Genomic DNA, 13,534 nt, shown 5'->3' with positions numbered 1-13,534 from the left:
AAGTTTCGCGGTCGCTGGTCACCGAAGCTGGAAGCGCTGTATCGCCGGACGGCGACAGCTGACGGAATCCGGTGGCCTCGACTGGAAAGGACGCCCGACGATGACGACCACGCTTGACTTCGACCAGATCAAGAGGAAGCAACGAGCGACATGGAGCAGCGGCGACTACGGCCGGATCGCGTGGTTGACCGTCCCATTCGGGGACGTGCTGTGTGACGCCGTTGACCTGCGACCGGGTTCGCGGGTGCTCGACGTCGCCACCGGAACCGGCCATGTGGCGTTGGCGGCCGCGCGCCGGTTCTGCGAGGTCACCGGCATCGACTACGTGCCCGCGCTGCTCTCAACGGCATCCGCGCGGGCGGAGGCCGAAGACCTGGCGATCGATTTCCAGGAGGCCGACGCCGAGAACCTGCCGTTCCCTGATAGCACGTTCGACACCGTGCTATCGGCGATCGGTGTCATGTTCACCGCCGATCATCAGCGCGCCGCCGACGAGCTGGTGCGGGTGTGCCGTCCCGGCGGTCAGGTCGGGCTCGCCAGCTGGACGCCGACAGGGTTCGTCGGGCGGATGCTGGCGACCGTTGGCAAGCACGCCGCCCCGCCACCCGGCGCGCTGCCGCCCGTTCGGTGGGGCAGTGAGGACACGCTTCGGGAGCTGTTCGGAGAGCGGATCACGCGGTTGTCGTGCGAGACCGGGACGATGACGCTGCGGTTCCTCTCACCCGAGCACTTCGCGGACTTCTTCCTGACCCACTACGGCCCGACGCGCATGGCCGCGGGACGGCTGGACACCGAGGGTAGGGACGCCTTCCGCGCCGATCTCATCGCACTGGCCGGCGAGTCGAACCGGGCAACGGACGGCACCGTCGTCTGTGACTGGGAGTACCTCACCGCCGTGGCGACCCGCGCCTGATCTCGCCGTCGGCGTCACCTCCGCCGCCGACGACGTCATCGGGCAGGGCGCCACCGCGGACGTGACGGTCGCCGTCATTGGTGTCGGCAGTTGTCGACGGTGAGCTCCACATTGGTGTCGGCGAGGTTCTCGCGTGTTTGGTGAACTCGGCAGACGAGGATGTCGCCCACCTCGACGTCGGGCGGCACGTCGGCCAGGTCGGCGCTGACGTGGCTGATGGGTTTGATCGGCTCTCCGGGCGCCTTGCCTTGGATGACCAGGCGGGCCCGGTCCGTGCTGATCGCCCCTGATATTTCGTAGACCTTGAAGGTGACCTGTTCGTCGTAGGTCTTGCCCCCGACACACGCGGCAAGGGCGAGGGGGAGGGCAGCGACAATAACGAAGCGGCTGAGCGGGTGCATGGGTTCCTATTCGACGATGATCGCGCGGAGGAGGGCGGGGCTGCCGTGGCCCTCGAGGTGTGTCCGGTCGCGCAGGTGGTAGTGGAGGTCGGCGGCGGTCGAGGACAGGTGGGCGTCGGCGTGGTCGGTCGCCATGGCGGCGCGGGTGGCGGGGATCTCGCCTGGTGTGAGGGTGATTCGCCAGCTTTCCGGGCCGTCTGTGGCGGAGACGAGCACCGTGCCGGTCACGGTGACCGGGATTTCGGTGCCGTACTTGGCTGGCAGCAGAGTGGTGAGAGTTTCGTCGATGCCGTCAACGGCTAGGTCGCGCTCGGTGGGATCCAGAGTCCGCAGCGCTGCTTGTGCTTCCCAACGGCGGAGGTTGAGTTCGTGGGCGGCACGCCGATGCCAGACCCAGGCGAGGTCAGGCGCTGCGGGCGACAGCGTCCACACCGGAACGTTCGCCGGGGTGGCCGCGAGCGCCTCATGGAGCGCGGCGAGTCGCTGATCGAGGTATTCGACGGGGTCGTCGTCGGGTACCGGGGGCGGAGGGAGCATGACTATGCTGCGGGTGGTCAGGTACTGGGTGACCTGCGCGGCGAAGCGCCCGACGTGGAGTGTGATGTCCCGGAATGTCCAGCCTGGCGTCGTCGGCACCGGGAGGTCGGGCTCGGCCTGAGAGACGGCGCCGCGCAGCAGGCCCGCGTGGTGCTGGACGACCTCCGTCCATCGGTGGGTGTTCCATGTCGACGTCGGGTGAACGGCCCCCGTGATCGCGTTCATGTGCCCTATCTTGCCGTAATCTGACGATCACGCAGCCGGAACCGGAAAGGATCCGCGTTCGTCGCAGGACTGACGTGGTCAATGATGAAGGGGCAGCGATGGCGGGGTTCCAGGTCGATCCGGATGCGGTGCGGGCGGCGGCACCGGGATTGCGGGAATGCCGCGATGAAATCAGTGCCGCGGCCGGTTTGGTCGGGTCGGTCTCGCTTCCCGCCGCCGCGATGGGGGACGTCGAAGCGGCGGGCGAGTTCGCGGCGGCGGTGCGGGCGCTGGTGAGCGAGCACGGTGACGACCTGGAGCACGGCGCATTGTGGGTCAATGACGCCGAGGAGGCGGTGGTGAAGGCGGCCGAGAGCTACGAGGAGATGGACCGGCGCGCCATCGATAGGTTCACCCGCCTGCTGGGGGAGTAAGCGGATGGTCAATCCGGAGGACGTCTACGCCCAGCTAGTGTCGGCGAGTCCTGCCCAAATGTCGGGTGCGGGCGACGCGTTCGCCGCGGCCGCCGACAAGCTGGCCGAGTCGGAGCGGAGCGCGGAGTCCGCGAAGAACCGCGCGCGGGGGTGGACCGGTGCGGGTGCCGATGCCTTCACACGGCGTGTCGACGACACGATCGCCGCCGCGACGCTGGCCGCGGACAACCTCACCGCCGCGCGGCGGGCACTGGAAACTGTCGGGGGCGCCTACGAGACGGCCAGGCGGGCGGCCGATCGGGTGATCGACGTCTGGCGCTCGACCGCGACCGCCGAATCCGACCGGTCGGCGCTGGCGCGATCGGTCACGGCGGAACTCGAGCAGATCGTGGCGGCCTACAACCAGCAGCTCAGGGCGCAGGCTGGCGTGCTCGCGCGGTTGTCCCCGGCGTTCGCGAAGACGGCGTCGTCGAGCCGGTCATGGCGGGCGAGTCGTCCACAGGGCACGCCCACCGTGCCGCCACCGGGGTCGGACCCGGCCGAGGTGGCGCGATGGTGGCGCTCGCTGAGCGACGAGCAACGGGACCAGTTGCTGCTGACGGAGTTCGACCGACTCGGCCGGCTCAAGGGCCTGCCCGCTGAGGTGCTGGACACCGCGAACCGGCGGCGGATCGACGTCGATCGGCTGCGGTACGCCGCCGAAGCTGATGACCTGCGACGACGGGCCCTCGAACGTGCCCGCGAGCTCGGGGTAGCGCTCGATGAGAACTCGATGCGTGAGGCCAACGACCCGCTGCTGTCCGACCTCCTTGACGCGAAGCTGGCGGCTGAGCGACGGGCGGACAATGCCGAGGCCGCGCACCGAAACGTGGATCTCGCCGTCGACCATGCCGTGGAGAACGGACTACCGACCGATGACATCCATGTGCTCGCGTACTCGCCGGATGGGCCCGGTCGTAAGGAAGGCACGCTCGCCGTCGCCTTCGGCAACCCGGACACCGCCAGCGATGTCGCGGTGACGGTTCCGGGAACCGGTACGACGATCGGAAGCGACTTCACCGGACAGGCGGCCAACCTGCGCGGCGAGATGGGCGCCGACGGGACCGCGACCATCGCCTGGCTCGGCTACGACGCCCCCGACTGGGACCACTCCGTCGCCTCCGACGTCGGCGCCAAGGAAGGCGGCGACCGGCTGGCCGCCGACGTCAACGGGTATCGCGCGGCGGCCGAGGCCGCGGGGACGCCGCGCCAGCATCTCACCGTGATCGGGCACTCGTACGGTAGTGCCACCGTCGGCTACGCCGGGATGTCCGGAATGGACGCCGACGACATCGCCTTCGTCGGTTCGCCGGGGGTCGGTGCCTCGCACGCCGACCAACTCGGCGGGGCGACCGTGTGGGCGGGCGGTAACGAGCACGACCCGGTCATCCAGGGCACGAACGGCACCTACTTCACCGAGAACGGCTCCAGCGGACCGTACGATCCGGACTTCGGTGCGCGCCAGTTCGATACGGATGCCGAGGCCAACGTCGTCGACGCGCACACCACCTACTACGACCAGGGTTCTGACTCGCTGCGCAACCTGGCCCACATCGCCACCGGTGACGACGCCGCCGTGACCGAGCGCGCCTACCTGGAAGAACCCATCGCGCCGGGCTTGGATGTTCCGATTCCCGGGGCGGACACCGCGTACCGGATCGGCTATGAAGGCGCCCAGGTCGTCGGCAACCTGGTCACCGGCGATCTGGAAGGCGCGGCGGGCGACGCCGTCGACGGTGCCGCCACCGTCGTGGGCGGGGCCGTCGACACTCTCAAAGAGGGCGGCAAGTTCGTCGCCAACGGCCTCGGCAAACTGTTCTGAGCGGCATCTAGCATCGCTCGTTCCGTAGGCCAGGTGGTACGCGTTGCCGAGGTAGTCCACCGAATGGGTTACAGTGCCGGGCCATGCGATACATCGATCCTGGTAAGACTGCCGTAGTCGCGGCCGTCCTCGCGCTGACCTTGGCCGCCTGCGGTGACGACACCGGTCAGGCTTCCGAAGAGACCACACCGGCCACGACGAGTGCCGCCGATGGTCACGACCACGGCGATGACATGGAGCACGGTTCGGCCATGCAGGGTGACCCGAACGCGACCCCGGCCAACGAGATCGACGGTGCGGAGGTTGTCGAGGGCTCGTTCGCGAAGCTGTCGTCCGCGCCGGAGGATGCCCCGTTGGCGGAGGGCACCGTGTGGCTGGCCCGCCACGACGAGGGCACCACGGTGACGATCGACGTCACCGGCCTAGAACCGGAGACCGAGTACATGTCGCACCTGCACGCCAATGCGTGCGCCTCGGATGACGGTGGGCCGCACTTCAAGTTCGACCCCCAGGGTTCGGACCAGCCGCCGAACGAGGTGCACCTGGTGTTCACCACGGATGCCGAGGGCGCGGTCACCACGACCATCAGCAACGACAACCCGGACAGCCAGGGCGTCAAGTCGATAGTGCTGCACCTCAACGACGCGGACGGCACCAAGTTCGCCTGCGCGGACCTCTGACACCCTGCCCAGTGGCGGCCAACGCCGCCACTGCCATCGACTGACAGCGAGTGGCCCGGAGGAGACACCCTCCGGGCCACTCGTGTGCTGCCCGGGTTGGTCGGGGAACCCGTTATTTACGGGACTATTTACATGATTATTCGGCGTACCTAAACTCGGAATCATGTATGGCGTATCCATGGCGACCGGGGCGGCCGGGACGCTGGACCAGCTTGGTCGTGGTGACCGGGCGACCGTGACGGCGTTGGACGTCGAGGGCGCGCAGCGGCGTCGGCTCATGGACCTGGGGCTGGTGCCCGGTACCGAGATCCGCGTGGATATGACCAGTCCGCTCGGTGATCCCACCGCGTACCTGGTACGTGGCAGCTTGGTTGTGCTGCGGCGCTCCCAGGCGCGCTGCGTTCACATCGAGCTGGGGGAGGCGTGAGAATGGCCGGCGCGGAGTTACCTACCCCCAGGGCGGACCGCCCTGACACACAGGGGCCGGGTCTCACGGGCTGCGGGTCGTGCGCGTTCGCCAACGCCGCCAACCTGACGAAGCTCGGTGTCGATCCGGGCCGCGGCGACTACATCGCCGCCGTCGCTGGCAATCCCAACACGGGCAAGAGCACCGTGTTCAACGCGCTGACTGGGCTGCGTCAGCATGTTGGCAACTGGCCGGGTAAGACCGTGGCCCGTGCTGAAGGCAGCTTCCAGTACCGGGACTACCGCTACACGCTCGTGGATCTTCCCGGTACGTACTCGCTGCTGTCGACTAGTGGCGACGAGGACATCGCGCGTGACTTCCTGCTGTTCGGCCGCCCCGACGTGACGATCGTGGTCGTCGACGCCACGCGGCTGGAGCGCAATCTCAACCTGGTGCTGCAAATCCTGCAGATCACCGACCGCGTCGTGGTCGCGCTCAATCTCATGGACGAGGCAGGACGACACGGCATCACGATCGACGTGCGCCATCTGGCTCGCGAGCTCGGGGTTCCTGTCGTGCCTACGTCGGCCCGGAACGGCACCGGGTTGCCGGAGTTGCTTGAGTCGGTCGAGCAGGTCGCGAACGGGACGGTCGTCACCAAGGGCGTGCGCGTCCAGCAGCGAGACGCCCGGCTGGAACGCGCCGTATCCACCCTCGCGCGGCGGCTGGCCGACGAGTTCCCCGGCCTGGACAACACAAGATGGGTCGCGCTGCGTCTACTGGAAGGCGATCCCAGCATCGAACGGGCCGTCCGTGACGGCACGCTCGGTGGCCTTGGCCACGGCGCGCGGTTGGCCGGCGCGGCTGAAGAGGCGTCCTGATGAGCGACGCGGCGATCCTGGACGAGGCCGAACGGCTGCGTAACGACCTGCCAGGCGACTTCAGCGACAGCATCGTGGCGTCCCTCTATTCCGACGCCGCCCGCATCACCAGCACCAGCCTGACGCAGGACAGCCAGCGCGCCCGCCTGACTGTTGACCGGGCACTCGACAGAGCACTGACCCACCGGGTGTGGGGGTTCGTGGTCATGGGGGTGCTGTTCTTCGGTGTCTTCTGGTTCACCATCGCCGGTGCCGCTGGCCCCTCTGGCTGGTTGATGACGCTGCTGGTCGACAACGGTCACGAGTGGCTACGCGGTCTGGCGGTCGGCATCGGCGCGCCCGCGTGGTTGACCGGGCTGCTCGTCGATGGTGTGTATCTGGGCACCGCCTGGGTCGTGGCTGTGATGCTGCCGCCGATGGCGATCTTCTTCCCGTTGTTCACGCTACTTGAGGACTTCGGGTACCTGCCGAGGGTGGCGTTCAATCTCGACCGGCTGTTCGCCAAAGCAGGCGCACACGGCAAGCAGTCGTTGACGATGATGATGGGCTACGGCTGCAACGCGGCAGGCGTGACGTCCACCCGCATCATCGACAGTCGCCGCGAACGCCTCATCGCGATCATCACCAACAACTTCAGCATCTGTAACGGGCGCTGGCCCACCCTGATCCTGATGGGCACCATCTTCGTCGGCGCGCTCGCCCCGCCGGCCCTGGCCGGGGTGGTGGCCGCGGCCAGTGTCGTGACCGTCGCTTTCCTTGGCGTGCTGGTCACCCTGCTGGTCTCTTGGGGTCTGTCGAAAACCGTCCTGCGTGGACAGACGTCGGTGTACTCGCTGGAACTTCCCCCATATCGACCGCCCCAGGTGTGGCGCACCCTCTACACCAGCCTCATCGACCGCACCCTGAAGGTGCTGCGCCGAGCCGTCATCATGGCCGCTCCCGCGGGCGCGGCCATCTGGCTGACCAGCAATGTCGCCTTCGGCGACGCGAGCGTCGCCGCGCACCTAGTCGGCTTCCTCGAACCGATGGGGTGGCTGCTCGGGCTCAACGGCGTCATCCTGCTCGCCTACATCGTGGCGATCCCCGCCAACGAGATCATCATCCCGACCATTCTGATGCTGACCATGACCCTCGGGCCGAACCTCTTCGGTGCCGAAGGCGGCGTCATGCTCGAACTCGGCACGGCACAGACCGAGGCCGTGCTCGTCCAGGCCGGTGGGTGGACCCTGCTGACCGCCGTCAACCTCATGCTGTTCAGCCTGCTGCACAATCCCTGTAGCACCACGATCCTGACCATCTGGAACGAAACCAAAAGTCTGAAATGGACCACCGTGGCGACGGTGCTTCCGCTCGGCCTCGGGTTCGCCGTCACCGCCATGACCGCTACCACGGCGAGACTGCTTGGCTGGGTCTGACACGACCGCGTCCACTTCGTCAACTCCGGCATCTAGAACAGCGCTGACATCGAGGGCTTCGAGCTGCTTCTCGACGACATCGAGTCGTCCTTCATCGAGCCCGCCGAGTAGAACTGGCCGGAGAGGATTAGGGTAGGCTAACCTCAAAGTAGGCGAGTCGCATCGCCGGAACCGGTCGAGTAGGAGGCGCACATGTATGGCGAGGTGGTGTCGACCGCGCGGCTGACCCCGCAGTTGACGAGGATCGTGCTGGGCGGCTCCGGGCTGGATGACTTCGCCCCCACGACCCATTCCGACCAGTACGTGAACTGCTTCTTCGTCCCTGACGGCGCGCCATACGCCGTGCCCTTCGACGACGCGGCGATTCGGGATCTGCCTCGTGAGCAGCGTCCGTTCCCGCGCCGCATCACCGTGCGCGCCTGGAACGAGGACCGTCGCGAGCTCACCCTCGACGTCGCGGTGCATGGCGACGTCGGCTACGCCGGTCGCTGGGCTGCTCGTGCGCGGCCAGGCGACCGGCTGCAACTGCGGGGGCCTGCGGGCGGCTATCGCCCGCACGCTGACGCCGACTCCTACCTCTTCGTCGGCGACGAGAGTGCGTTGCCAGCGATCGCCGCGTCCGCGGAGGCGGTCCCGCCCGGCCGACCGGTCGTGATCGTCGCCGAGGTGGAGGACAGGGCGGGTGAGATCGAGCTCGACTCGCCCGGTGCGCTGCGGGTGCACTGGGTGCACCGGTCCGGCCGCACCGAGGGGCTCGACAACCTCCTCGCGGAGACGGTCGCCGCCCTGCCCCGTCCCAGCGGCGTGGTGAGTGCCTTCGTCCACGGTGAAGCGGACGCGACTCGTGCCGTCCGCAGGGTGCTGCTGAGCAGGCGCATCGTCGAACCGGACTACTTGTCCTGCTCGCCGTACTGGCGTCGCGGTTATGACGACGAGCAGTGGCGCGCGATCAAGGGGGCCTGGGTGCGGGAGGTCAACGCGGAGACGTTCGACGCGACGCCAGCAACGGCAGCCAGGCGGTAGCGCCCCGGCGCACGTAGGCCGCTTAGCCCGCGCTGGCTGGGTGGGTGTCGTGGGCGGCGTCGAGGGGAATGATGAGCGGGGTGCCGGTGATCGGGTCGGGGATGGTGGTGCATGTGACGCCGAAGACGGTCTCGACCAGCGTCGGCGTGACGATCTCGCGGGGGTCGCCTTGGGCGGTGATGGCGCCGTCGCGCAGCGCGATGAGGTGGTCTGCGTAGCGGCTGGCCTCGTCGAGGTCGTGCAGAACCATGACCACGGTGACGCCGTGGTGGGTGTTGAGCGTCCGGAGCAGGCGCAGGATCTCGATGCGGTGGGCGAGATCGAGGTAGGTGGTGGGTTCGTCGAGCAGCAGGATCGGGGTCTGCTGGGCGAGAACCATCGCGATCCACGCGCGTTGGCGTTGCCCGCCGGAGAGCTCGTCGACGAGCCGGTCAGCCAGTTCGGTGGTGCCGGTGGCGGCGAGCGCTTCGTCCACCGCGCGCTGGTCGGTGGTGCTCCAGCGGCCGAAGGCGCCGCGGTGCGGGTAGCGGCCACGGACGACGAGATCGGCCACGGTGAGCTGTTCGGGGACGACATTGCTTTGGGGGAGCAGGCCGAGTGTGCGGGCCACCGCGCGGGTCGAGAGCCGGTGGACGGGTTCGGCGTCGAGCAGCACCGCACCGGCGCGCGGCGTGAGAACCCGGCCCATGGCGCGCAGCAGGGTGGACTTGCCGCAGCCGTTGGGGCCGACGATCGCGGTGATCGCTTGGCTGGGAATCTCGATGTCGATGCTGTCGAGCACGGGCCGGTCGCCGTACGCGACGGTCAGGTTCTCGGCACGCAACTGAGGTGGTGTCATCGTCGTCCCATCCGGTGAAGGAGCCAGAGCAGGTAGGGGGCGCCGAGGGCGGCGGTGACCACGCCCGCGGCGAGGGCGGTCGGCGCGAACAGTCGTTGGCCGATGACGTCGGCGGCCAGCACGAGAAACGCCCCGATGAGCACGGCGGCGGTCAGGGTCGCCGCGCGGGTCGGTCCCACGATTCGGCGGGCGATGTGCGGGGCGCCGAGCGCCACGAACGCGATCGGCCCGGCTACCGCGACGGCGATCCCGGCGAGCACGGCGGAGAAAGCGAGCAGCCCCGCGCGAGTACGGCGCACCGGAACACCGGCGCCGATGGCGAGGTCGTCGCCGAGCTCCAGCACGGCCAGCCGACGCAGGAGCCAGAACGCGGCGGGAAGCGCGACGGCGAGACCGATGGTGGCGGCGGTGACGTGCACCCAGTTGCGGGCATGCAGGCTGCCCGCGAGCCAGACCTCGGCCGCCCCGAGCCGCCCGATGGGGAGCCGGGCCATGGTGAGGGCGACGCCCGCTGAGGCGGCGGCGTGCAGGCCGATGCCGATCAGCACCAGCCGGGAACCGGCGGCCGATGTGCGGCTGTTGATCACTTGGAGCAGAGTCGTTGCGATTCCCGCGCCGCAGGCGGCGGCGACCGGGAGACCGAGTGGCGGCACCGCGGCGCCGATCGCGACGACCGTGGCGAGGCTGGCTCCACTGGTGACGCCGATGACGTCGGGGGAGGCCATGGGGTTCCGCAGCAGGCCCTGCAACAGCAGGCCGGAGGCACCGAGTGCGGCGCCGACGGCCAGCGCCGCGAGCACCCTCGGCAACCGTAGCTGTTGCACGATGAACACGGTCCCGGAGTCACCCTGGCCGGCGGTGGCCGCGATGATCTCGGGGAGCGCGATCTCGCTCGACCCCATGGCGAGCGCCAGCAGCGCGCCGCAGCCGGTCAGCGCCGCGAGGAAGGTGACGACCAGGCGGCCCCGCACCCTAGGCGTCCTGGCCCGCTGACCGGGCACGGCCGTGGTGTCTGGGGTGTTGGCGGTAGCGTTGGCGGTGGTCTGCTCCGCGGTCACAGTGCCACCTTCCTGCGCATCACGATGCGGACCAGGACGGGAGCGCCGATGAGGGCGGTGACCACCCCGGCTTGCACCTCGGCGGGCCGGGCCACGACCCGGCCGAGGACGTCGGCGGCTAGCAGTAGGGCGGGGCCGAGTAGCACGGCGGTGGCGAGCACCTCCCGGTGGCCGCTGCCGACGAGGCCACGGGCGATGTGCGGAACGATGAGCCCGACGAACGCGATCGGCCCAGCGACGGCGACCGCGACCGCGGCCAGCGCGAGCGCGGTCACCCCGGCGGCCAGCCGCACACGCGCTGGGCGCTGGCCGAGTCCGATGGCGGCCTCGTCGCCCAGCGACAGCGCGTCCAGCGGCCTCGCCAGCACCCACGCCAGCAGCAGACCGGCCACCACCACCGGCAGCAGTGGCATCGCGGCGGAGGCGTCGCGGCCCGCGAGTGACCCGGCGAGCCAGTCGCGGACTTCGTCGGCGGTGCTCTCGTTGACCATCAGCAGCGCGGTTGTCCACGACGACAGCATCACGGACACGATCGCCCCGGACAGCGCCAGCCGCACCGGGGACAGCCCGTCGCGGCCGGACGAGGCAAGCAGCATCGCCACCGCGAATGCCGCGCCGCCGCCCGCGAACGCGGCCCACACCGCGTAGTCGGACGGCAGGTGCAGCACCGCCACGGCGACCACGACCGCGAAACCCGCTCCCGCGGTGATGCCGAGCAGCGTCGGCGAGGCGAGCGGGTTGCGCGTCGCGCCCTGCAGCAGAACACCGGAGACACCCAGGCAGACTCCGGCCACCACCCCCGCGACCGTCCGGGGAACGCGCAGGTCCCGCACGATCAGGTGAGACTCCAGCTCACGTGCGCCGAGCAGCGCGTCGATCACCTCACCGACCGGGAGGGGGACCGAGCCGATGGCGACGCTGGCCACCAACGTGGCGACCAGCGCCGCCGAGGAAAGCGCGATCACCCCGAGGTGCCGCGCCAGGGTCATGCGGTGCCCAGGAAGTAGTCCTCAAGGTCATCGAGCATGGCGTTGGCCGACAGAATGCCGCCGCCGAGGTTCCACTGGCTCTCGTTGACCTCGTGCACGGCGCCGTTCTTCACCGCGGACAAGCCCTGCCACAGGTCGGTGGAGGTCCACTGGGCCATGATCTTCTCGGCCTCCTGGGTGCCGCTCTCGTCATACCACTCCTCGGAGACCATCACGAAGATCACGTCGCCGTCCATGTCGGGGATGCGCTCCTCGCTGATCTCGATGAGCTGTTCCGAGTTTTCCCAGTCTTCGACCCGCTGCGCCTCCGGACGCTTGATGCCCGCGTCCCGCATCACCGAACCCGGGAACCCGGTGAGATAGATGCGCACCTGGTCGGGCATGAACCGGACCATCGACGCCTCGACGTCGCCCTTGCCCGCCTCGGCGAGTCCGTCGCTGATCCGCTTCGCGTGCGCTTCGTAGTCGGCGAGGATCTGCTCACCCGTGTCCTGACGGCACAGTGCCTCGGCCCACAGTATACGTTGTCCTTCCACGCCACCCCGATCGTCTCCGAGAACACCGTCGGCGCTATCCGCGACAACTGCTCGTACAACGCTTCGTGCCGCAGCTTGGAACCGAGGATCACGTCCGGGTTCAGTGCGGCGATCGCCTCAAGGTCCGGCTCCAGTTCGGTGCCGAGCACCTTCGCCTCCTCGACTTCGTCCGGGAGGTAGTCGTACCAGTCGTCCGTCCACGGTTTGACCACGCCGACCGGCGTCACTCCCAGCGCCAGGGTGGTGTCGGTCTGGCCCTGCCCCAGCGTCACCACCCGCTGCGGTGTGCAAGGCACCTCGGCGGTGCCCATCGCGTGCTCTACCGTCACCGACGAGGAAGCCGCATCGGTCGTGTCGGCACCACTTCCGCACCCAGCCAGAACCACGGCCAGGCTGGCCACCGAGGCGACCACGCCGCCATAGCGAGACGTCTTCATCCGTCAGCGCTCCTTACCCATCCATCCTGCGCGTAAATTAGGCGAGCCTAACCTACATGACGGTTTGGCAGATTTGGTCGTGATGCCCGCCACGATGTCGGCCGCGAATACCGCGCGAGATGCCGCGTTGGGGTCAGCGACGCCGTCACGGTGCTCGGTGTGCCGGTTACCGCTGACGTCGGCAGCGCCGTGGCTGGTGGAGCAACTTGCCGAACGCGTTGGCGAACTCGACCGCGGAGGTCACCGGCGCGGAGAAACCGAGCCGGACGTCGACGTGGTCTCGTGCCCGCTCGACGCGCAGGACGACGCCGTGCCGGTCGGCGCGCAGCGGCGCCACCCGGCGTGCCCCCAACAGCAGCGTGGGGTTCACCTGGTTGGCCAGGACGTCGACCATGTCGGGGTGCGCGTCGACGAGGTGCGTGAGGAAATCCGCTTCCAGTGCGGCGATCGGGTCTGGCGCCGCGTCAGCGAGATCGTCAATCGGGATCGGGTAGGTGGCGCCGTCTTCGTCCAGTGTCGCGCGCTCGGGCGTAAACCGCACCAGCGTCCTGTCCGCGCCATCGGTGTGCACGCGGTGCGGTTGGGTGAACCGCCCGGTCACGGTGACCGTCGCCCGGACTCGGTCTCGCATCGTGACCGGCGCGACGTCGGCGCACTGGAGCGTCGCGTGCGCACCCGAGGAGGTGCCCGCGACGCGGACGGCGAGCGCGAGCTGGGCGTCGTACGGCATGGTCAGCACCATGTCGCCGACGTTGTCCACGACGGGTCGCGTGAAGATCGCCGCGTGGTAGCCGGTGGTGCGGACCATCACCGACGCGGTGGCGGCGAGGATGGTCCTGGCTCGTTCCGCTGGCGCGGGAGCGAGCGCGGTCACCGGCGTGGCGTTCATCCTGCCTCCCCAAGTGTGGGCCCGTCGCGACA

At 69.1% G+C, this 13,534-nt stretch carries 15 protein-coding genes and 1 pseudogene; 8 read left to right on the top strand and 8 right to left on the bottom strand.

Features of this window, described 5'->3' with window-relative positions; genetic code table 11:
- The first annotated feature begins 100 nt into the window (after nucleotides 1-100).
- Complete coding sequence (locus tag ACFQGD_RS26235; RefSeq protein ID WP_345404899.1) at nucleotides 101-913, top strand: class I SAM-dependent methyltransferase; 813 nt, start codon at nucleotides 101-103, stop codon at nucleotides 911-913.
- A 74-nt stretch (nucleotides 914-987) separates the two neighbouring features.
- On the opposite strand, the gene ACFQGD_RS26230 is transcribed toward ACFQGD_RS26235, so the two are convergent.
- Both ACFQGD_RS26230 and ACFQGD_RS26225 read right to left on the bottom strand, forming a co-directional pair.
- Entirely contained in the window at nucleotides 988-1,314 is a 327-nt protein-coding gene (locus ACFQGD_RS26230; RefSeq protein ID WP_345404896.1) for a hypothetical protein, read from the bottom strand.
- 6 nt (nucleotides 1,315-1,320) lie between these two features.
- Entirely contained in the window at nucleotides 1,321-2,076 is a 756-nt protein-coding gene (locus tag ACFQGD_RS26225; protein WP_345404893.1) for a maleylpyruvate isomerase N-terminal domain-containing protein, read from the bottom strand.
- 98 nt (nucleotides 2,077-2,174) lie between these two features.
- Between ACFQGD_RS26225 and ACFQGD_RS26220 the strand changes: the two genes are divergently transcribed.
- The 7 genes from ACFQGD_RS26220 to ACFQGD_RS26190 all read left to right on the top strand — a co-directional run bounded on the left by ACFQGD_RS26220 (nucleotide 2,175) and on the right by ACFQGD_RS26190 (nucleotide 8,755).
- Nucleotides 2,175-2,489 carry a hypothetical protein gene (locus tag ACFQGD_RS26220; protein ID WP_345404890.1) on the top strand — a complete coding sequence of 105 codons (315 nt, stop codon included), beginning with the start codon at nucleotides 2,175-2,177 and terminating at the stop codon, nucleotides 2,487-2,489.
- 4 nt (nucleotides 2,490-2,493) lie between these two features.
- Nucleotides 2,494-4,350 carry an alpha/beta hydrolase gene (locus tag ACFQGD_RS26215; protein WP_345404887.1) on the top strand — a complete coding sequence of 619 codons (1,857 nt, stop codon included), beginning with the start codon at nucleotides 2,494-2,496 and terminating at the stop codon, nucleotides 4,348-4,350.
- An 83-nt stretch (nucleotides 4,351-4,433) separates the two neighbouring features.
- Nucleotides 4,434-5,030, top strand: coding sequence for a hypothetical protein (locus ACFQGD_RS26210; RefSeq protein WP_345404884.1), 597 nt, complete (start codon nucleotides 4,434-4,436; stop codon nucleotides 5,028-5,030).
- A 163-nt stretch (nucleotides 5,031-5,193) separates the two neighbouring features.
- Nucleotides 5,194-5,457: a FeoA family protein gene (locus ACFQGD_RS26205; RefSeq protein ID WP_345404881.1), complete on the top strand. Its 264-nt coding sequence runs from the start codon at nucleotides 5,194-5,196 to the stop codon at nucleotides 5,455-5,457.
- Between the two features lie 2 nt (nucleotides 5,458-5,459).
- A complete protein-coding gene (locus ACFQGD_RS26200) occupies nucleotides 5,460-6,317 on the top strand; it encodes a FeoB small GTPase domain-containing protein (protein WP_345404878.1) in 858 nt (285 codons plus the stop codon).
- Nucleotides 6,317-7,732, top strand: a complete 1,416-nt coding sequence (locus ACFQGD_RS26195; RefSeq protein WP_345404875.1) for a nucleoside recognition domain-containing protein — start codon at nucleotides 6,317-6,319, stop codon at nucleotides 7,730-7,732. Before ACFQGD_RS26200 ends, ACFQGD_RS26195 begins: the two co-directional genes overlap by 1 nt.
- 192 nt (nucleotides 7,733-7,924) lie before the next feature.
- Nucleotides 7,925-8,755, top strand: coding sequence for a siderophore-interacting protein (locus ACFQGD_RS26190; protein ID WP_345404872.1), 831 nt, complete (start codon nucleotides 7,925-7,927; stop codon nucleotides 8,753-8,755).
- A gap of 22 nt (nucleotides 8,756-8,777) precedes the next feature.
- On the opposite strand, the gene ACFQGD_RS26185 is transcribed toward ACFQGD_RS26190, so the two are convergent.
- From ACFQGD_RS26185 to ACFQGD_RS26160, 6 genes and pseudogenes are all read right to left on the bottom strand, one after another.
- On the bottom strand, nucleotides 8,778-9,593 hold the full coding sequence (locus ACFQGD_RS26185; protein WP_345404869.1) for an ABC transporter ATP-binding protein: 816 nt from the start codon (nucleotides 9,591-9,593) through the stop codon (nucleotides 8,778-8,780).
- A complete protein-coding gene (locus ACFQGD_RS26180; RefSeq protein WP_345404866.1) occupies nucleotides 9,590-10,651 on the bottom strand; it encodes a FecCD family ABC transporter permease in 1,062 nt (353 codons plus the stop codon). Before ACFQGD_RS26180 ends, ACFQGD_RS26185 begins: the two co-directional genes overlap by 4 nt.
- Entirely contained in the window at nucleotides 10,648-11,640 is a 993-nt protein-coding gene (locus ACFQGD_RS26175) for a FecCD family ABC transporter permease (protein ID WP_345404863.1), read from the bottom strand. Before ACFQGD_RS26175 ends, ACFQGD_RS26180 begins: the two co-directional genes overlap by 4 nt.
- Nucleotides 11,637-12,176 (bottom strand): ABC transporter substrate-binding protein, encoded by a 540-nt coding sequence (locus ACFQGD_RS26170; protein WP_345404860.1) that lies wholly within the window; start codon nucleotides 12,174-12,176, stop codon nucleotides 11,637-11,639. The genes ACFQGD_RS26175 and ACFQGD_RS26170 overlap by 4 nt, the downstream gene beginning before the upstream one ends.
- 17 nt (nucleotides 12,177-12,193) lie before the next feature.
- A pseudogene (locus ACFQGD_RS26165) lies at nucleotides 12,194-12,487 on the bottom strand (ABC transporter substrate-binding protein); the annotation flags it as partial.
- A 292-nt stretch (nucleotides 12,488-12,779) separates the two neighbouring features.
- Nucleotides 12,780-13,502 (bottom strand): DUF2470 domain-containing protein, encoded by a 723-nt coding sequence (locus ACFQGD_RS26160; RefSeq protein ID WP_345404854.1) that lies wholly within the window; start codon nucleotides 13,500-13,502, stop codon nucleotides 12,780-12,782.
- Between the last annotated feature and the right edge of the window lie 32 nt (nucleotides 13,503-13,534).

This window comes from Haloechinothrix salitolerans, assembly GCF_042662605.1.
In the GTDB taxonomy this organism is placed as follows: Bacteria; Actinomycetota; Actinomycetes; order Mycobacteriales; family Pseudonocardiaceae; genus Haloechinothrix_A; species Haloechinothrix_A salitolerans.
Note: the sequence above shows the minus strand (reverse complement) of the source record. Positions and strands in the feature narration are given on the sequence as shown.